Below are 19,175 nucleotides of genomic sequence, written 5' to 3'. Positions count from 1 at the left end.
AAAACTGGGGCTGTTCTAAATAATATTAGACCACCCCCAGTTTTTTTATCAGAAACTAATTTTAAGTGACATCAATCAAACTACTCATGCAGCACTTTATAGACCGTCTTAGCAAGTACCGGACCAATACCTTGTACGCCAGCCAGCTCTTGCTGTGAAGCACCTAACAATTGCTGCATACCACCAAAGTGATTGAGCAAGTCACGACGACGCTTTTCACCCAGCCCTGGAATCACTTCTAGCACTGATGACGAACGGCGCTTATCACGCTTTTTACGGTGCGCAGTAATGGCAAAACGGTGAGCTTCATCGCGAATATGCATCAATAAATGCAGCGCCTTACTATCCATAGGCAAATCAAGCGGCTCATGGTCAAGGAAATGCAATACCTCAAGTCCTGCTTTGCGCCCCTCGCCTTTTGCCACGCCGATAAGCAGAGTATCACCCAGTATGCCCAATTCTACCAACACCTCTTTTGCCATACTGAGCTGCCCTTTACCGCCATCAATCAGCAATAAATCAGGCAATGGCTGCTTCTTATAACGCCGTGTCAGCACTTGCTTCATCGCCGCATAGTCATCACCGCCGACAATATCATGAATCGCATATTGGCGATAATCACGGCGACGCGAGCCACCTTGGTCAAAGACCACACAGCTGCCGATGGTCGCCTCACCCATGGTATGCGAGATATCAAAGCACTCAATACGATCAATCGGTCGCTCTGTCACTTCTGAGAGGACATCTTTAAGGGCACCAAATCGAGCATGTAGCTCTAAATAATCACCAAGTTTGGTTTTTAGCGCATTGTTGGTATTTAATTTAGCCAAGTCTAACCATTCAGCGCGGTGCTCACGGACGTTGGTTTTGATGACAACTTTGCTGCCAAAATGCGTTGCCAGTGCTTCACTAACCGCGACCTGATCAGGTAACTCATCGCTTAAGATAATCTCTGCTGGCAAGTCATCCGTTACCTGAAAATAGAAGGAAGTAATAAATGCCGATAGATTGTCAGCGAGTGGTTCACTGCTATCGACATCAGGAAAATAGTTCTTACCACCGAGCACGCGCCCGCCACGGACGGTCAACACGTTAACACAGGTCATCCCTGCTTGACTGGCAATCGCAATCACGTCGGCCTCGCCTTGCACGGTATAAACGGCTTGCTTCGCTTGCACTTCGCGCAGCATGGAGAGCTGATCACGATAGAAGACCGCTTTTTCAAAATCTAGTTCCTCAGCAGAAGCTTCCATTTTTTCAATCAGCGTACTATGAATATCGCTAGAATCGCCCTTTAGGAAACGAATGGTGTTATTGACATCTTCTGCATACTCTTCTGCCGATACAAAGCCCACGCAAGGCGCTCGGCAACGCTTGATTTGATACTCCAGACAAGGGCGCTTACGTTGCTTAAAAAAAGTATTGGTACATTGGCGCATCTGAAACATTTTTTGCATCAAAACTAATGTCTCTTTTGCCGCATGAGCAGAAGGGAAAGGACCAAAAAAGCGACCCTTTTGATGGTTGCCCTTACCGCGCCCATAAGCCAATCTTGGATAAGGTTTATCGGCTGAAATAAACACATAAAGGTAGGATTTATCATCACGCAGTAGCACGTTATAAGGCGGACGGTGTTCTTTAATCAGGTTTTGCTCAAGTAGCAGCGCTTCAGTTTCACTACGGGTGATAATGGTTTCGATATTATGAATGCGCGCGACTAACGCTCGCGTCTTTGGATGGTCAATAGTCTTGGCAAAGTAGCTGTTGACGCGACTTTTAAGCGATTTGGCTTTACCGACATATAAAATATCGCCATTTTTACCGAGCATTTTATACACCCCTGGCAAATTTGGCAGGCGCTGAATCAAATGCTTAAGACGGGCTTTTTTATCGTCGACGGGACTCGATACTGAGACATTAACCATAGAATTTACTGCTCTCAAGATACTGATATATAGCTATTTATGGGGCGATAGTGAGCGTTTTACAAGAACCTTTATCAGGTTAGCAACAACCATAAAAAAAGCCAGCACCAAGGCTGACTTTTTACAGAAAAAATATCTCTACAAGGCGACTAGTGACGGAAATTTGGTAATAGTGCTGGAATACCTGGCAACATACCAACGATTGCCATAACTCCCGTTAATATCAAAAAAGTGACCACAGGGATAATCCAACGGCTCATCTTGGTTAAATTTGCACTCCGCTCTTTAGAACCAATCAAGCCTAAATTATCAAGTACGAGGGTAATTGACCAACCAAAGGCTGGATTTACTAAGGCTGAGGCAAAAACCACAATAGCAGCAGACTGAGTAGTTTTACCTTCACGTGTCATCTCCATCCCTGCTTCAAGCAAGGGAATAAACACACCAACAATCAACGCCACACACATCACTGGCTCCCAAATGGCTAAATCCATTGGATAACCCCAAATACCGGCAATAATACAAAACAAGCCCGTTAATATCGCACCTGCTGGAATAGGACGCTTGGCAATTGCCGCAGGCACAATATAAGTACCCCATGATGACGCAAAGTTTGCACCGCCCAGTAAAGAGCCTGCTACCTGACGAATGGAAGCACTGGTCATCGTATCATCGATATCCATTAGCACACGTTCCGTACGTTTTGGATAGCTGATTTTTTGAAACACTTGATGACCTAAAAAATCTGGCGACCACATGGCAACTGCCAACACCGCAAAGGGCAATACCACGATAAAGCTTTCAATAGTCGGCAAGCCTAGCATCCAACCGGTATTTTCGCCCCACCAATACATCGGATTCATATGCGGTAGACCGGGCGCTGTCTTGAAGGCAAATGGCGCACCCATGGCAAAGGCAACCCCGCCACCTAATATACAACTCAGAGGCACGGCAAGCCAACGCTTTTGGTAATTCTCTAGTACCGCATAAAGTATAATCGTGAGCAAAATAACCACAAAGGCAATATGAGACATGCCGATGCCTTCTGCCCAAGTGAATAGATTTTTAACTTGCGAGGTGGTACCAATAAAGCCTAGATACAGTAGTAAACCGCCACACACACCTTTACTGGTCAAGTCTGCCAGCAAACTGCCTCCTTTACTGATGGCAAGTAACAAACCAAAAGCACCGATAAGCAGACCAAAGGCCATCGGGTGACCGCCAGCGGCAACCACAATAGGAATAAGCGGAATCAGTGGGCCATGTGTACCGGCAAGGTTGGCTGTCGGTAGCAAAAAGCCTGAGAATAAAATGACAAAAAATGAAACGATTAGCAGCTCATAGCGGACGTTTTCTAAAACAAAAGCATCGCCCAAGCCAAGGGGACCTGCAAAGGTTGCCGCAATGGCGCCCACCATCACTACTTTACCAATGGTCGCTGCCATCGCAGGAATCGTATCTTCATATTCAAAACGATAATCACGGAACGGCAGATTAGGACGCCAGCGTTTCGGCTGCATGATTTGCAGTTCATGATTGAGATAGGCATTACGATTTTTAAAGCTGGAACTGGGCTTATGTAAATCTACATAGCTGTCTTGCAAATCGTTATCAGAAGAGGTTGGTTGCTGCAGGTTTGACCCTGAGGCGGGAAGCTGTGTACCACTCATCACATTTCCTTATGTCGACTGAGGTTTGAGCGGCCCTATTACCCTAATATCGGATGATATATCGAGCTGCCCGAAACAAAATTGCGGCTATTGTAAGGCATCGGCAGGGATAATGCGAGACCTTATACATTAAAAGATACTATGCATATCGTTATGAAAAATATTCATTATGGTTTGCCGTGCAATACTTATAAAAAGGTAATGAATCTATTTGAAAGATAAGCGTTATCATGGGCATTTTGCTTTGGTTACGCTTTAAAGCTGGTGAGATGGGGTATTTTTCACTATGATAAATGTCTTTTTACGGCTCATTGCTTGATAGCACGCATTGAAAAGCGGCAAGCACTGCCGTAGAGTCGACTGCATACAATAAAAACAACCCATACAATAAGATAAGCAAAACCGAAAAACCAATAGGAAATATTGATGAGTTTACTGCCTAAAAATCTTGAAACGCTGAAACGTAATGCCAAAAAAAACATCCTGCCATTACTTACGCCTTATCTGCTCAAATTGCGTATTAATACTTATGCGCCGTATATTGGTGCCGGTATCAAGATTGAGCATATCAACCTAGATCAAGGTTTATGCGTCGTCAACATGGGACTCAATAGCTTAAATAAGAATATCGTTGGCACCCAGTTTGGTGGGAGCCTATATTCGATGGTTGATCCTTTTTATATGCTGATGTTGATGCACCAATTGGGGAGCAGCTATGTGGTTTGGGATAAAAGCTCACATATTGAATTTATCGCCCCTGGTCATAGCAAAGTCACCGCGCGCATGAAAATTCCCAGCGCCGAGATTATTACCATTCAGGAACTGGCAAAAGACGGTGAGCCAGTATTTCGTGAATACCAAGTAGATATCGTTGACGATCAGCAAAAAACCATCGCTACTGTGACCAAGACCCTTTATATTCGACTGCGTAAGTACAGCAAATCTAAAGACCAAACCAACCGTATCGAAAATCTGGATAGTTAAAGATCGTTCTAAAACGATTATTTAAATTTAAAGCGACTTATGATTTAAAGTGACAGAAACAAAAACCCCAATCTGGCAGTCGCACAGATTGGGGTTTTGTCTTTTTTGGTACTACCCGCTTATTTATATGATAAACCTATGAATAAGGGCTTGTATCTGATTACTCTTTATTGCCGAATCGCATAATAGACGGCTCAGCAATAAAGTAATTTTAAGCACAATGCTTAAAACCAGATACTGGATATAATCTAAGCGTCAGCTTTTGGCTTAACAACTTTAGGTGCACGCGGAGCAAGCTTCTCGCGGATACGTGCTGATTTACCAGAGCGCTCACGTAAGTAGTATAGTTTCGCACGGCGAACAGCGCCACGGCGTTTCACTTCGATGCTATCGATGATTGGTGAATGCAATTGGAATGCACGCTCAACGCCAACACCGCTTGAGATTTTACGTACGGTAAACGCTGAGTTTAAACCGCGGTTACGCTTAGCAATTACAACGCCTTCAAAAGCCTGTAAACGCTCGCGCTCACCTTCACGTACTTTTACTTGAACCACAACGGTATCGCCGGGTGCAAAGCTTGGGCGCTCAATCAATTGAGCATTTTCGATGACCTGAACCAATGGATGCTTGTTGCTCATGAGAGTTATCTCCTCACATTAGATAATAGAGGCTTGACGCATATCACCTGTTTGTAATAATGAATTATATCTATTATTAATATCTTGTACTAACAACAGATACAACGTAAATGGGTTATGACAAACGGCCATTATGCTATGACTCGTTTTATTACTGCTCAAAATTTTATTACTTAACTGTTTATTGCACTGAACCTTATCAAACTGAATGATGACACCATCAAATAAAAATCAGATTTTCAAAAACCTACTTTTTATCTGCTTTACCCAATGCTTTGAGCCACTTTGCTTGCTCTACCGTTGGGGTAAACGCCTGCCATAAGTCAGGACGCCGCGTTTGCGTACGTTCGACTTGTTGGCTAAAGCGCCACTTAGCGATATTGGCATGATGTCCTGAAAGTAATACTTCAGGAACCGCCATACCAGCAAACTCATGCGGCTTAGTATAATGTGGACAATCAAGCAAGCCATCGACGAACGAGTCTTGCTCAGCTGACTTATCATCACCCATAATATCAGGCAGACGACGTATCACACTATCCATCAGTACCATGGCTGGCAGCTCACCACCCGTTAAGACATAATCACCAAGCGATATCTCAATGTCGACATACTGCGACAGTAAGCGCTCATCAATACCTTCGTAACGACCACATAATAAGATCATGCCGTCATACTCAGTCATACTGACCACACTACTTTCGCTGAGCGTTTTGCCTTGTGGTGACATATATATCACCGGACAATGCTCACTATCGACACGGCAGCCATGTTGACTGGCTCGCAGGCGGGCATCCTCAATCGCTTGGGATAATGGCTCAGCCATCATCACCATGCCAGGACCGCCACCATACGGGCGCTCATCAATACGGCGATAATTATCAGTGGTATAATCGCGCGGATTAATGCATTCGATCGTGACTTGCTTCTGAGTGACTGCCCGTCCCGTGATTCCAAACTCACGAATCGTGGCAAACATTTCAGGGAAAATACTAATCACGGCAAAATACATCGGATGTCTACTTGCACAATGGATAACAGTGGCTAAATAAATCGGTGTGACTATCAACAACCTTTAACGATAAAGCCGAAGCTTATCTCACCAAAACTTGTCTTAATAATTAATTATTAACCATTACTGATTAATAATCGCTTATTAATAATCACTTGGCCATGCCACAAGCACGGTTTTCTCAGCCATATTGACTTCAATCACTGTCTGCTTATGCCAAGGTATCAGGCGCTCTTCTTTATCCAAACTGTCTGAATTTGCCGTTACACGCATGATGTCATGGGCACCGGTTTCAAACATTTCAGTGATAGTGCCTAAATACTCATCTTGCTCGTTCATCACGCGCAAGCTGACCAAATCCGACCAATAATATTCGTCTTCCGCTGTTTCTGGCAAAACGTTTTGTTCGACCCAAAGGGTTACCCCATTCATGGTCTCAGCAACGTTACGGTCAGGAATTTGCTCAAATTGAGCGACAATACCTGTCCCTTGCTCACGCCAAGCCTTTACAGTCAAAGGCTTCATGCCAGTAGCAGTTTTCATCCACCAAGGCTGCATGTCAAATATTGCCGTACGATCATCCGTATCGCTAAATACCCATAGCCAGCCTTTAATGCCATAAGGCTTTTTTAGCTGACCAATTTTCATAAGTACACTAGCGTTTGGAACAGATGACATAACGGCTAACCTAACGATGATTAAGACAGCAATGCTGAATACAGTTCAATCAAAAGCGATAAACGCAATCAAAAGTAATAAACAGTTAATGGCGCACCCTGGTCAGACCAGTTACGCTATGTTTTCTAAAGCCGACCAATAAACGCAACGTTCACGCTATCAGTACTTAGTAGCCAAAACTTAAGCAGTTGCTTCAGTTTGAGCTACAGACTTGGTATAAGCTTTTGCTAATGAAGCAACGCGATCTGAAGGTTGTGCACCTTTAGCGATCCACGCATTATACGCTTCCATATTTAGGCGTACTGCTTCTTCAGACTCTTTAGCGAGTGGGTTAAAAAAGCCGATATTTTCAATGTAGCGACCGTCACGCGCGCGGCGTTGATCAGCAACAACTACTTGATAAAATGGGCGTTTCTTGGCACCGCCCCGTGCTAAACGAATAACAACCATGTGAATTCTCTCTTTCGCAGGTATACCAAAAAGGGCATAATTATATCACAGTCTTGTTTTATTGAAAACATAAACTGTGCTTATTTAATTATTTATTAACAATAGCTTAAATAGCAAGGCATGTAAAACATAATTCATAATTCATGGTCAATTTATTAGGCTTGACCCTATTAAATTGGCTACTAATTCTATCGGTAAAGCCAATAACCACATTATTTGATTATGCTATCCTACAAGCAAACCCTGCAATCAAAAAAATGGTTTGATAAAGCTTTAAATCGTAGGCTTGTAATACCGAATGAAGTTATATTTTTTATATGCAAAAACTCAATAAAAAAACGCTATGTTTATAGGTATTTTTTAAAAAAATTTGCCTTATAAATATCTTGCTCAACCTTTTGGACTCTTATGATTACACCAAAATCGCAACCACATCGCAAAGGTCGGCTCGCCCGCTCCTACTCCAACACTTGGCTGACCACCTTGATGGTGTCTTTTATTGTTATTATCAGTGTCGGGCTATCGATTTCGTTTTTTTGGCGTAGTCTATATTTACCTGAGCTTAAAAACCATGCGCGCTATCTGACGAGCGAATTACGCTTAATGAACAGCGTGAATCAAGACTGGAAACATGACCCTGCCGTACAGCAATGGATTTATCAGCATTCACATGTGGTGGTGGTCAATAATCCCAGTGATTTTCCGACAGTGTCAGATAAAGCGTTTGTGGGGGTTTTTACCGATGTATTACAACGCGAAATTGGCGCGCAGTTAGGTCGTCCAGTTGAGGTTTATTTTAAGTTTAAACCGACCCCGCAGCTTTGGGTGCAAGACAGTCGTGATACCAGCTTTTGGGTTCGTGAACCAGTGGTATATTATTCTCAGTACAGCCCCGGCCTATTATTATTATTTTTAGTGGGATTGCCCATTTTGACCTTGCTGACTATTATTTTATTGGCGCGGCAATTAAATCGTCCGTTGCGTTATTTGCAGCGGGCGGCAACCAACTATATTCGCTTGGGTCAGGCCACGACCTTACCGACCCATAATGGCCCTATTGAAATACGTCAAGTAAATATGGCATTCAACCGCTTATTTACCACCCTTAATCAAGCACAAAAAGAGCGTACGATTATGTTGGCAGGTATCTCGCATGATTTACGCACACCGCTAACCCGTATGCGTTTAACCGCTGAGATGCTGCCTGATGATTTTTTTCGTGAAGGTCTAATTTATGATATTGAGGATATGGATGCCATTTTGGAGCAGTTTATCTCATTTATGAAAGACGGTTCTGATGAGCCGGTACGCCTGACCAATTTAGATACCATCTTTAATGAGATCATGGTGCAATTTGCGCCGATGGAATTTATCTACCAGTCCGAATGTCACAAAATGCTTCCTATACGTCCGATGTCTATTAAACGCTTGGTTATCAATCTGGTCAATAATGCCAAACGTTACGGCAAACCACCCATTTATATATCCGTGACCGTCGTCCCGACATTTATAGAAAAAGCGGTGGTAGAAGACAGCGATGTGGTGACCGAAAACGAGGTTAATAAAGAAGCAAAAGAGCAATTGGTGATATGTGTGCGTGACTGCGGCGATGGGGTCGCAGAAGACCAATTAGAGCGCGTCATGCAACCGTTTGAACGTGGGGAATCAGCGCGTACCACTCAGGGTAGCGGGCTTGGTCTGGCGATTGTCGACCGTATCGCACGCTTACATCATGGGACAGTTGAGGCAATCAATCATCCAGATGGCGGACTCCAAGTTTGTGTTCGAATCCCATTAATTTCTAAAGTAGCTGGAGAGCCGCCATTGGATGCTGACAACGATAAAGCATCTAGCTCTACCGATAGTATGAATAATCCGTAGATAAACACCAATCACATTAAGGTCAAAACTTGGCTAATAATGATGAGTGGTTAGTTAATTACAATGGTTATTCTCTAGTACCAATCACGGGTGGAATATACTCAGCACTATTCGTAAAGGCTAAAGGTTGAGTTATTTCATCCTGTGCTGCCTTTAGCGTCTCAGTGCTGATTGGCGGTTGCAGGAATAAATAATAACCGAGCGCTGCTGCATTCAATACGACTAAACCACCAAATAAATACGGCATCCTTTGCCCTCCTCTATTTTTCAGCTGCTTTAAAAGCGGTAATGTATCATCAATCAATATTTCTTCAACTTTAGCCAACGATTTATCAGCTTCTATGCATTATCCTACCAATAGCATGTTTAAGTACTTTTCAGCGTTTAACAGTATTGCATAAAGTTAAGCATCAAAATCACGTTCGCTTTTTTCTTGGGTAAGTTCATCAGCAGCAAGCACTTGGGTCAGCGGTTTGATAGGCCAGGTCATGACAAATCGGGCGCCGCCAAGCTCACGGCTTTCGCCTACTTTCATATTACCATTAAACCAAAAGGCGATACGCGACACAATAGACAAACCTAGGCCGTAGCCACCTGACGCTCGTGTACGGCTATCGTCCAAGCGTGAAAACGGAATAAAAACCTTTTCACGATCGGCTTCTGGTATACCGTGCCCGTCATCTTCTACACTGACAAAGGCATTGCCTTTTTTGACCCCAGCACTAATGATAATGGTGGTTTCTGCATAGCGTAAAGCGTTACCGGCTAAATTCTGAATCACCCGATGCAAATAGCGCCTATCGGCAACCGCCGTTACTTTAGCATTGGGCAGGTTGGTCACTATTTTAATAGGCTTACCTAAGGCATTGGTCTCACGCTCAATTTGCTCAAGCAATTCTCGCAAATTCACAGGCTCCAAATCTAATTTCGGTGAGCCCTCTTCAAGCTTGGCATAGGTTAACATCTCATCAATCAAACCATTAAGCGCTTCGATATCCTCGTCAATATAATCCCGCTGCATAAAGCGCGAGTCTTCATCATCGGTATCTGCCAGCATATCGACAGCAAAACGAATACGAGCGACGGGCGTACGCAGTTCATGGGATACCGCCCGCGTCAGCTCACGCTGCGACTCAATCAAACGCTTAATATGCGCCGTCATCGCATTAAATGTCGCGGATAGGCGCGCAATCTCATCTTGCCCAATGACCTGTACTTTAATATCGAGATTGCCTTTACTTACTTCGTTTACACCAACTTGAATCAATTGTAATTTGCGTTCGAGCGGGAAAATAAGAGCATAAACACCTAAGCTGATTAAAAACATACTGATCAAAATCATACTGACAATCAGATTCAGCGGGAACCAATTAAACAACGGCACAGGACCGATTAAAATCGCCATATCATTGATTTCAGAGGGCACAACGACTGTAATTGACGAGTTACTTTTACTGGTATTGGTGTCTTGTAATAAGATGACCACCTCATCGCGGCGTAAGCGTGCCATCTGATCAGGATCTAAATTGAGGGTGTTAACTGCTTTAAATTCTAATGGAAAAGAAAACCTTTCTTCCAATTCAGCCAAACGCTTGCGCTTATCGGACAAGGTCGCATGGTAAGATAAATCATCGAGCAAAAACACAGCTATAGCTCGTACCTGCTGTTCAGTGACCTGCGATATGCGCGCTGTTAAAACACTTTTATTATCCGGTAAGCGGTAATAAACATCGGCATATATAGGTTGACTCACATAGCGAACGACGGCATTACCTTTCTCGAAACGACGCAATTCACTGGCATTAAAGTCTATCTCATTAATCGGCACAATACTGAATTCCGCGCCAAACAAACTGCTAGCGTCAGACAACCAATAGTCACGTTGGGAGTCACTCTCTTGATGAGCAACCCCTTCGCTGACGATATGAAAAGCGCCTGTCGCCATGCTTTCACGGTAAGACTGGACGCGTTCTTTATTGATCGTATCCATCAATAGCTGCGCGAATAACGCCACGCACAAACAGACTATTAATAGTCCAGCATAAATACGAACAAAGATACTGTGTTTAAGAGAAGAAACTAATGACATACGTGCCGTGACCAACCTAATGAATAAGAGTTATGGATAGCAGAATAAATGACAGCAAATGCGGTTACATTAATAAATAGCGACTATTTTTCAAATTGTACATGTTTTACTGTAGGCGACAAAAATACTGTGTACTCCCTATCACAACCAAGATAGGATAAATACCTGCTGCGCTATTTATGAAACGTTTATTAAACTAGCATATAAAATTATCGCTTAATTAAACCACATAACGTAGCTATTAAGGTTAAAAACTTAAAATTTAAACCATAAAAAACCAGCGTGAAGCTGGTTTTTTATGGTTTAACACTGAATAGTAAAAGCTTATAGCATAAATAGGCGATTAGTTGCCTTCTTTCACGAATAGATAGCCTTTACTACGTACGGTTTTGATACGTTTTGGATTTTCTGGATCATCACCGATTTTTGGGCGGATACGTGAGATACGTACGTCAATCGAGCGATCTTGACCGTCATATTCGATACCGCGTAGACGCTCAAAGATATCTTCACGTGACAAAATACGACCAGCATTAGAGGCTAGTAACCATAACAAATCGTATTCCGCACTGGTGAAATCAACCAGCTCATCGCCAAGGTTCACTGAACGCCCACCGTTATCGATAACCAACTCACCGAATTCTAAACGCTGTGGCACATCTTCTGATGGCGCATTTTCTGAACGACGTAATAACGCACGAATACGCGCTAATAAGACACGTGGCTGAGCTGGCTTGGCAACATAATCGTCCGCGCCCATCTCAAGACCCAATACTTGATCCATATCTTCGGTGCGCGCAGTCAGCATCAAGATGGGGTTTTGGTAATGTGGACGTACTTCACGGCAGACCGTCAAGCCATCACTACCTGGGAGCATAACATCAAGTACGACCAAATCTGGTTGCTCGTTGACAATACGGCGAATGGCACGATTACCATCCGTTTCAATCGCCACTTCTAGACCATTCTTGACTAAATAATCCTGAGTCAACATGGCCAGACGCTCATCATCCTCAACAATCAAAATTCGGGGGGTATTGTCATCATCATTCGTTGTCATTGTTATATCCTCTAATACATCTCATTTAAAAGTAGGCAAAATAAGAGCCGTAAAATGAATAGCACCACAAAATAGTGCAACTGCTGTTCATATAGCTGTTATAAACTTGGCAGCACAGTATACTATTAATCCTGCAGCTTCCTATACTATAGCTTATAGTCGTTAACAAAACCTATAAACTACGACCATTAAAAATTTAGTTTACGTCCAAAAATTAGACTCTTTATCATATTCAAAAAGTATCAAATAACTTTTATTCACTAATGACTTATTTGTTATGTCTAAACCTTAAAACATGATCCAGATCATTAAATAAAGCCTATAAAACAGCTTAACCATATAACTTAGCAAACTATTTTCTAACCCTTAATATAAACATATATTGCCATGGTTGCTAGTGGCTTTTAGACCAAAAGCTAAAAATCATCAAGAGTAAATATAAAAACATTAGCCATAAAAAAACAGCCCATAGAGGACTGTCTTTTTATTATTGCGGGCAAGAGCAAATAATTACTCTTACAAACAAAAAAGATTAAGCACGGTTTTTGTACTTACGGATGGTTTGTAGCTGAGCGACAGATTCCGCCAATGAAGCTAGAGCGGCATTGGTTTGTACGGTATCAGATTGGTTGACCAGCATTTGCTCCGCTTTATTACGCGCTTCAACGATCTTACTTTCGTCAAGATTGTGCGCACGCATGGCAGTATCAGCAAGTACTGTCACCATTTTAGGCTGTACTTCTAGTACACCACCTGACACATAAATCACTTCTTCTTCACCGTTAGGTATTTGTACGCGCATTGCACCGGGCTTTAGCAAAGTAATAAGCGGGGTGTGACCTGGCAATATACCAATCTCGCCTTCGGTACCACTAGCTATTAACATGCTAATTTCGCCTGAATACAACTCTTCACGAGCACTTACGACGCGACATTGTAACGTTGCCATACTTAATTCCTTACCATCAAAGCGCGATCAAAAACGCAATCAAAACTACGATACGTTACTGATGAGTAGATATAAGCTTTATATTATACCTACTCATTAGCAAATACGAATACAACTTACGCTGCAGAAGACTTCATTTTTTCAGCTTTAGCAACGACTTCATCGATGCCGCCAGCCATATAGAAGGCTTGCTCTGGTAAGCTGTCATATTCACCAGCGATGATTGCTTTAAAGCTAGCAATGGTATCGCGTAGTGGTACATACTTACCAGGGGCGCCAGTGAAGACTTCAGCAACGTGGAATGGCTGTGATAAGAAGCGCTGAATCTTACGAGCGCGATAAACGACCAATTTATCTTCTTCTGATAACTCATCCATGCCCAAAATTGCGATAATGTCTTTTAGCTCTTTATAACGTTGTAGAACTTCTTGAACACCACGAGCAACGTTGTAATGCTCTTCACCGATAACCAATGGATCTAGCTGACGCGAAGTAGAATCTAGTGGATCAACCGCAGGATAAATACCCTGTGAAGCGATATCACGGCTTAGTACCACTGTCGCATCCAAGTGAGCAAACGTCGTTGCTGGCGATGGATCCGTCAAGTCATCCGCAGGTACATAGACCGCTTGTACCGAAGTAATAGAGCCTGACTGCGTAGAAGTAATACGCTCTTGTAGCATACCCATCTCTTCAGCTAGTGTTGGCTGATAACCAACCGCTGATGGCATACGACCTAGTAGTGCTGATACTTCAGTACCGGCTAGTGTATAACGATAGATGTTATCAACGAACAACAATACGTCACGACCTTTGCCAGTGGCAGGATCTTTAGTATCACGGAAGTATTCAGCCATGGTCAAACCAGACAGTGCAACACGTAAACGGTTACCTGGTGGCTCATTCATCTGACCGTATACCATCGCCACTTTAGACTTACTAAAGTCTTCAGTGTTTACAACGCCAGCTTCTTGCATTTCGTGATAGAAATCGTTTCCTTCACGCGTACGCTCACCAACACCCGCAAATACGGACAAACCTTCGTGCTTAAGGGCGATGTTGTTGATCAATTCCATCATGTTGACGGTTTTACCAACACCAGCACCACCAAACAGACCAACTTTACCACCTTTAGCAAACGGGCAAAGTAAGTCGATTACTTTAATACCAGTCTCTAAAAGCTCAGTACTGTTTGACTGCTCTGCATAGCTTGGTGCTTCGCGGTGAATTGACCAGCGCTCATCTGCAGCAACTGGACCTTCTTCATCGATAGGACGACCAAGAACATCCATGATACGACCTAGCGTACCCATACCTACTGGTACAGAAATTGGGCCACCGGTATTGGTAACCGGTAGGTTACGCTTTAGGCCTTCAGTTGAACCCATTGCAATAGTACGTACGATACCATCACCAAGCTGTTGCTGTACTTCGAGGGTGGTTTCAGTGCCGTCTACTTGCAAGGCATCATAAATCTGAGGAACTTCGCTACGGTCAAACTCAACGTCAAGAACCGCGCCAATAATCTGTACAATACGACCGCTACTCATTGCGTTCTCCTTGAACTTCTATATATAGGTGTAGTCAATTATGAAACAGCAGCAGCACCGCCAACGATTTCCGAGATTTCTCGGGTAATCGCCGCTTGACGCAGCTTGTTATAAACCAACTGTAAATCGTTAATTAGGTCACCAGCATTATCTGTCGCCGCTTTCATCGCAACCATACGTGAAGACTGCTCAGAGGCAATGTTTTCCATCACCGCTTGATAGACAATCGACTCGATATAGCGACCAAGCAATTCATCAATCAATGTTTTGATGTCAGGCTCGTAGATATAATCCCAGCTAAGTTCTGTCTGAATGCCGCTCTCTTCTTCGCCAAATGAATCTTCTGGTAAAGGTACCAGTTGATTGACTGTTGGCTTTTGCGTCATCGCATTAACAAACTTATTATAAACCACGTAGATGCGGTCTATTTTGCCGTTAGTATAATCGTCAAGCATCGCTTGGACCGGCGCGTTTATCTGCTCAAAGGTTGGCTTATCACCGTAATCAGTCACAGCTGAGGTGACTTTACCACCAAAGTTTTTGAAGAAGCTGACGCCTTTGGCACCAATCACTGCAAACTCGGCTTGTACAGACTGGTCTTGATATTGCTGAATACTTTTAGATAGAGCTTTGAATAGGTTAATATTCAAACCACCCGCCAAACCACGGTCAGATGTGATGACAATATAGCCAACTTTATCAACTGGACGCGTTACCATGTACGGATGTTTGTAATCTGATGAGGCATGCACCAAATGCGAAATAACCCGGCGCATACTATCAGCATACGGGCGACCCACTTCCATGCGCTCTTGGGCACGGCGCATTTTACTGGCGGCTACCATTTGCATAGCGCGAGTAATTTTCTGGGTACTTTTAATACTGGTGACTTTGGCACGTATCTCTTTTAAGCTTGCCATAATGATTCCAATATAAGAGGGTTAAAAAGCATGGGCGTATGCAACAATCATTTAATATAAAACACTGAACTTACAGAATAATGTCTTTACATTTTGTGGCATGACGCAATCTTAGACCATTGCTGGTTAAAACAGTGGCGCTACTATCTTAAATAGTATTCCTTAAAAGAAACCTTATCAGATAATGCGCCACCGTATACGCTCTAAATTAAAGTGCTAACCAACTAAGGCTTAACCCGTTAAATTAATAACTGTGATTTTGTTTAAAGGTCTCTAAAGATGACTTTAAACGACCTGCGATATCGTCATTGTAATTCGCAGTGTCATCAATCTCACGCATCAATTCACTCTGCTCATCATGCATATAGCGTAAGTAAGCTTCTTCGAAAGAACCGATTTTTTCAACAGGAACGTCCGCTAAGAACCCTTCGTTCGACGCATAAATAACTGCGGCTTGCTCAGAGATAGACATTGGCTGATACTGTTTTTGCTTCATCAATTCGGTCACACGCTCACCATGATCAAGCTGTTCACGAGTTGCGTCATCAAGGTCTGATGCAAACTGAGCAAATGCAGCCAATTCACGATACTGAGCTAGAGCGGTACGGATACCACCAGACAGTTTCTTAATGATCTTAGTCTGCGCAGCACCACCAACACGCGATACCGAGATACCAGCGTTGACTGCTGGACGGATACCTGAGTTAAATAGGCTGGATTCTAAGAAGATCTGACCATCAGTAATTGAAATCACGTTGGTTGGTACGAATGCAGATACGTCACCAGCTTGGGTTTCAATGATAGGTAGCGCGGTTAAAGAACCCGTTTTACCGACCACTTCACCATTGGTGAATTTTTCTACGTACGCTGCGTTTACGCGTGATGCACGCTCAAGTAAACGTGAGTGTAAATAGAATACGTCACCAGGATAAGCTTCACGACCTGGCGGACGACGTAGCAATAGTGAAATCTGACGATAAGCAACGGCTTGTTTTGATAAATCATCAAAAACAATCAGTGCATCTTCGCCACGGTCACGGAAGTATTCGCCCATCGTACAACCTGAGTACGGTGCAATATACTGTAGTGCTGCTGGCTCTGATGCTGAAGCGACGACAACCGTCGTATATTCAAGGGCACCCGTTTGCTCAAGTTTGCGTACGACGTTGGCAATGGTAGAGCGTTTCTGACCGATAGCTACGTATACACACTTAATGCCAGAGGATTTCTGTGCAATGATCGCATCGATAGCCATCGCGGTTTTACCCGTCTGACGGTCACCAATGATAAGCTCACGCTGACCACGACCGATTGGAATCATGGTATCGACGGCTTTATAACCCGTCATTACTGGCTGATCAACTGATTGACGGTCGATAACGCCTGGGGCAATTTTTTCGACTTTATCAGTCATCTTGGCATCGATAGGACCTTTGCCATCAATAGGGTTACCTAAAGCATCAACAACACGGCCTAGCAACTCAGGACCTACGGGTACTTCTAAAATGCGACCAGTACAATAGGCTTTTTGACCTTCTTGTAGTTTTAGGAAGTCGCCTAATACTACCGCACCAACAGAATCACGCTCTAAGTTAAGCGCCATTCCGTAGATTTCACCTTCAAACTCAATCATTTCGCCGTACATGGCATCTTCAAGACCATGAATCTGCACGATGCCGTCAGATACTTTGACAATCGTGCCTTCATTCTTTGCAGTTGCACCCGCATCAAGGTCTTGAATACGCTGCTTAATCAGATTACTGATTTCCGCTGGATTCAATTGTTGCATTGCCTTGTTTCCTTTAATTTATGATAACCCGCCACTGACTTAAATGCTCTTATATCACGCAACTTTTATTAAGCTGCACTGATGATTGGCATTAGGCCGTTAGCTGTGTTTTTAACTGTTGTAACTTGCCACGCATCGAATCATCGATGATTTTGTCACCGACTTTAATCGTAGCGCCCGCCAAAAGACTAGGATCAACCGATTCATGAATCACCACGCTCGCATTTAGCGAAGCAGCAAGACGCGTTTGCAGCATATCACGCTGTGCATCGGTTAATGGATAAGCAGAGGTCACATAAGCGTCAAGCTGCTTTAAGCTTATTGCCTTGTGACGGCGATAATGCTCATAAACTTCAGGAAGCAGCGCCAGACGCTCTTGTTCTGATAACTGTTTAACGAAGTTACTAAGTGCTACTGATACTTTGGGATAGCTGGCGTTGCTGTCATGACGAGCCCCTTGGGTCTCGACCAATAACTGCTTAAAAGCAGAATCATTCGCGCTAGCTACTTCTGTATCATAAAGATCGACCAAAGCAGCTGACTTATGCTCAGCAGAAACAGCTGGATTGTCTAGCCAAGTACTGAACGACTTGTCCTTGACAACGGTGGCGGCAATAAATAAGAAGTTTTCCCACTCATTTACTACCCCGTTTTCATTGGCATAGTCAAACGCGGCTTTAGCGTACGGTCGTGCTAAGGTTGATAAGTCAGCCATGATATCCTCACAATTACAGCTTCGCCGCCAGTTGGTCTAACATACTGGCATGTTTTTGCACATCGACTTTGTCTTGCAAAATCTTCTCGGCACCAAGTACAGCCAGTTCAGCAACTTGGGCACGCAATGATTCGCGCGCTTGATTGATTTCTTGGTCGATAGAGGCTTGCGCTTGTTGACGAATGCGCTCACCTTCTGCTTGGGCTTGCGATTTTGCATCTTCAACAAGCTGATTAGCGCTCTTATTCGCTTGCTCAATTAAAGCAGCAGCTTTGGTCTTTGCAAGATTAAGCTCCTGCTGTACATCTTGCTCCGCGGTCGCTAAATCTGCTTTTGCTTTTTCTGCCGCATTCAGACCTTCAGCAATCTTACGCTGACGCTCATTAATGGCACCGATAAGTGGTGGCCACACGAATTTCATGCAAAAAATCACAAATATTGCAAAAGCAATGGCTTGACCGATGAGGGTAGAATTGATATTCACGTGATCACCTCTTTGTTAATGAAAAATCAGTTTCATTGATCATATTTGATAGCCAAACTTTGACTATGGTTAAGATACAAACTTTGACCACCAAACATTTACAACTGAGCTTTCTGATTAACCTGCTAGAGGGTTAGCGAACAACAATAGCATAGCAATACCAACACCAATCATCGGTACGGCATCAAGTAGACCTGCCACGATGAACATACGAGTTTGCAGCTGTGAACCAAGTTCTGGTTGACGTGCAACACCTTCTAAGAACTTGCCGCCTAGAATAGCAAAACCAATGCCTGTGCCAAGTGCGCCAAGACCGATAAGCAGTGCTACTGCGATAACTGTGTAACCACCTAATACTGGATCCATTGATGTATCCTC

At 43.4% G+C, this 19,175-nt stretch carries 18 protein-coding genes; 2 read left to right on the top strand and 16 right to left on the bottom strand.

The window, feature by feature from the left end; translation table 11 throughout:
* Nucleotides 1-80 precede the first annotated feature (80 nt).
* Together uvrC and FQ084_RS11735 are read right to left on the bottom strand one after the other, a co-directional pair.
* The gene (gene uvrC / locus FQ084_RS11740) at nucleotides 81-1,925 is read right to left on the bottom strand and encodes an excinuclease ABC subunit UvrC (protein ID WP_149490821.1); all 1,845 of its coding nucleotides are present in this window, start codon (nucleotides 1,923-1,925) and stop codon (nucleotides 81-83) included.
* A gap of 149 nt (nucleotides 1,926-2,074) precedes the next feature.
* Entirely contained in the window at nucleotides 2,075-3,595 is a 1,521-nt protein-coding gene (locus tag FQ084_RS11735; protein WP_149490820.1) for a DUF3360 family protein, read from the bottom strand.
* Nucleotides 3,596-4,021: 426 nt separating this feature from the next.
* Here FQ084_RS11735 and FQ084_RS11730 point away from each other — a divergent pair, with 426 nt between their 5' ends.
* Entirely contained in the window at nucleotides 4,022-4,579 is a 558-nt protein-coding gene (locus FQ084_RS11730) for a DUF4442 domain-containing protein (protein ID WP_149490819.1), read from the top strand.
* Nucleotides 4,580-4,827: 248 nt separating this feature from the next.
* Here FQ084_RS11730 and rplS read toward each other — a convergent pair whose 3' ends face one another.
* The 4 genes from rplS to rpsP form a co-directional block, all read right to left on the bottom strand.
* Nucleotides 4,828-5,220 carry a 50S ribosomal protein L19 gene (rplS, locus tag FQ084_RS11725; RefSeq protein WP_011281271.1) on the bottom strand — a complete coding sequence of 131 codons (393 nt, stop codon included), beginning with the start codon at nucleotides 5,218-5,220 and terminating at the stop codon, nucleotides 4,828-4,830.
* Between the two features lie 247 nt (nucleotides 5,221-5,467).
* Nucleotides 5,468-6,232, bottom strand: a complete 765-nt coding sequence (trmD, locus tag FQ084_RS11720) for a tRNA (guanosine(37)-N1)-methyltransferase TrmD (protein ID WP_149490818.1) — start codon at nucleotides 6,230-6,232, stop codon at nucleotides 5,468-5,470.
* A 144-nt stretch (nucleotides 6,233-6,376) separates the two neighbouring features.
* Complete coding sequence (gene rimM, locus FQ084_RS11715) at nucleotides 6,377-6,910, bottom strand: ribosome maturation factor RimM (protein WP_149490817.1); 534 nt, start codon at nucleotides 6,908-6,910, stop codon at nucleotides 6,377-6,379.
* Nucleotides 6,911-7,090: 180 nt separating this feature from the next.
* Entirely contained in the window at nucleotides 7,091-7,360 is a 270-nt protein-coding gene (rpsP, locus tag FQ084_RS11710) for a 30S ribosomal protein S16 (RefSeq protein ID WP_149490816.1), read from the bottom strand.
* 408 nt (nucleotides 7,361-7,768) lie between these two features.
* On the opposite strand from rpsP, the gene FQ084_RS11705 reads away from it, so the two are divergent.
* A complete protein-coding gene (locus FQ084_RS11705; RefSeq protein ID WP_149490815.1) occupies nucleotides 7,769-9,241 on the top strand; it encodes an ATP-binding protein in 1,473 nt (490 codons plus the stop codon).
* A 67-nt stretch (nucleotides 9,242-9,308) separates the two neighbouring features.
* Here FQ084_RS11705 and FQ084_RS11700 read toward each other — a convergent pair whose 3' ends face one another.
* The 10 genes from FQ084_RS11700 to atpE all read right to left on the bottom strand — a co-directional run bounded on the left by FQ084_RS11700 (nucleotide 9,309) and on the right by atpE (nucleotide 19,163).
* A complete protein-coding gene (locus tag FQ084_RS11700; RefSeq protein WP_149490814.1) occupies nucleotides 9,309-9,488 on the bottom strand; it encodes a hypothetical protein in 180 nt (59 codons plus the stop codon).
* 156 nt (nucleotides 9,489-9,644) lie between these two features.
* On the bottom strand, nucleotides 9,645-11,330 hold the full coding sequence (locus FQ084_RS11695; protein WP_149490813.1) for an ATP-binding protein: 1,686 nt from the start codon (nucleotides 11,328-11,330) through the stop codon (nucleotides 9,645-9,647).
* A 343-nt stretch (nucleotides 11,331-11,673) separates the two neighbouring features.
* Nucleotides 11,674-12,390 carry a response regulator gene (locus tag FQ084_RS11690; protein ID WP_020444432.1) on the bottom strand — a complete coding sequence of 239 codons (717 nt, stop codon included), beginning with the start codon at nucleotides 12,388-12,390 and terminating at the stop codon, nucleotides 11,674-11,676.
* 532 nt (nucleotides 12,391-12,922) lie between these two features.
* On the bottom strand, nucleotides 12,923-13,339 hold the full coding sequence (locus FQ084_RS11685) for a F0F1 ATP synthase subunit epsilon (protein ID WP_149490812.1): 417 nt from the start codon (nucleotides 13,337-13,339) through the stop codon (nucleotides 12,923-12,925).
* 116 nt (nucleotides 13,340-13,455) lie between these two features.
* Nucleotides 13,456-14,889 carry a F0F1 ATP synthase subunit beta gene (atpD, locus tag FQ084_RS11680; protein ID WP_149490811.1) on the bottom strand — a complete coding sequence of 478 codons (1,434 nt, stop codon included), beginning with the start codon at nucleotides 14,887-14,889 and terminating at the stop codon, nucleotides 13,456-13,458.
* A 38-nt stretch (nucleotides 14,890-14,927) separates the two neighbouring features.
* Nucleotides 14,928-15,809, bottom strand: a complete 882-nt coding sequence (atpG, locus tag FQ084_RS11675) for a F0F1 ATP synthase subunit gamma (RefSeq protein ID WP_149490810.1) — start codon at nucleotides 15,807-15,809, stop codon at nucleotides 14,928-14,930.
* Nucleotides 15,810-16,053: 244 nt separating this feature from the next.
* Nucleotides 16,054-17,598, bottom strand: coding sequence for a F0F1 ATP synthase subunit alpha (gene atpA, locus FQ084_RS11670; RefSeq protein WP_149490809.1), 1,545 nt, complete (start codon nucleotides 17,596-17,598; stop codon nucleotides 16,054-16,056).
* Nucleotides 17,599-17,689: 91 nt separating this feature from the next.
* Complete coding sequence (locus tag FQ084_RS11665) at nucleotides 17,690-18,313, bottom strand: F0F1 ATP synthase subunit delta (RefSeq protein ID WP_149490808.1); 624 nt, start codon at nucleotides 18,311-18,313, stop codon at nucleotides 17,690-17,692.
* Between the two features lie 13 nt (nucleotides 18,314-18,326).
* Nucleotides 18,327-18,797, bottom strand: a complete 471-nt coding sequence (locus tag FQ084_RS11660) for a F0F1 ATP synthase subunit B (protein ID WP_149490807.1) — start codon at nucleotides 18,795-18,797, stop codon at nucleotides 18,327-18,329.
* Nucleotides 18,798-18,914: 117 nt separating this feature from the next.
* Nucleotides 18,915-19,163, bottom strand: a complete 249-nt coding sequence (gene atpE / locus FQ084_RS11655) for a F0F1 ATP synthase subunit C (RefSeq protein WP_025651437.1) — start codon at nucleotides 19,161-19,163, stop codon at nucleotides 18,915-18,917.
* Nucleotides 19,164-19,175 lie beyond the last annotated feature (12 nt).

The organism is Psychrobacter sp. ANT_WB68 (genome assembly GCF_008369115.1).
Classification (GTDB): Bacteria; Pseudomonadota; Gammaproteobacteria; order Pseudomonadales; family Moraxellaceae; genus Psychrobacter.
The sequence above is the reverse complement of the archived record's forward strand: the minus strand, read 5'-3'. Positions and strand labels throughout refer to the sequence as shown.

Coding starts and splice junctions, on each gene's coding strand:
- rimM (WP_149490817.1), bottom strand. CDS start 6,910: ATGTCATCTGTTCCAAACGCTAGTGTACTTATGAAAATTGGTCAGCTA.
- uvrC (WP_149490821.1), bottom strand. CDS start 1,925: ATGGTTAATGTCTCAGTATCGAGTCCCGTCGACGATAAAAAAGCCCGT.
- rpsP (WP_149490816.1), bottom strand. CDS start 7,360: ATGGTTGTTATTCGTTTAGCACGGGGCGGTGCCAAGAAACGCCCATTT.
- atpD (WP_149490811.1), bottom strand. CDS start 14,889: ATGAGTAGCGGTCGTATTGTACAGATTATTGGCGCGGTTCTTGACGTT.
- FQ084_RS11665 (WP_149490808.1), bottom strand. CDS start 18,313: ATGGCTGACTTATCAACCTTAGCACGACCGTACGCTAAAGCCGCGTTT.
- atpA (WP_149490809.1), bottom strand. CDS start 17,598: ATGCAACAATTGAATCCAGCGGAAATCAGTAATCTGATTAAGCAGCGT.
- FQ084_RS11705 (WP_149490815.1), top strand. CDS start 7,769: ATGATTACACCAAAATCGCAACCACATCGCAAAGGTCGGCTCGCCCGC.
- atpE (WP_025651437.1), bottom strand. CDS start 19,163: ATGGATCCAGTATTAGGTGGTTACACAGTTATCGCAGTAGCACTGCTT.
- FQ084_RS11695 (WP_149490813.1), bottom strand. CDS start 11,330: ATGTCATTAGTTTCTTCTCTTAAACACAGTATCTTTGTTCGTATTTAT.
- FQ084_RS11690 (WP_020444432.1), bottom strand. CDS start 12,390: ATGACAACGAATGATGATGACAATACCCCCCGAATTTTGATTGTTGAG.
- atpG (WP_149490810.1), bottom strand. CDS start 15,809: ATGGCAAGCTTAAAAGAGATACGTGCCAAAGTCACCAGTATTAAAAGT.
- FQ084_RS11735 (WP_149490820.1), bottom strand. CDS start 3,595: ATGAGTGGTACACAGCTTCCCGCCTCAGGGTCAAACCTGCAGCAACCA.
- rplS (WP_011281271.1), bottom strand. CDS start 5,220: ATGAGCAACAAGCATCCATTGGTTCAGGTCATCGAAAATGCTCAATTG.
- FQ084_RS11700 (WP_149490814.1), bottom strand. CDS start 9,488: ATGCCGTATTTATTTGGTGGTTTAGTCGTATTGAATGCAGCAGCGCTC.
- trmD (WP_149490818.1), bottom strand. CDS start 6,232: ATGTATTTTGCCGTGATTAGTATTTTCCCTGAAATGTTTGCCACGATT.
- FQ084_RS11685 (WP_149490812.1), bottom strand. CDS start 13,339: ATGGCAACGTTACAATGTCGCGTCGTAAGTGCTCGTGAAGAGTTGTAT.
- FQ084_RS11730 (WP_149490819.1), top strand. CDS start 4,022: ATGAGTTTACTGCCTAAAAATCTTGAAACGCTGAAACGTAATGCCAAA.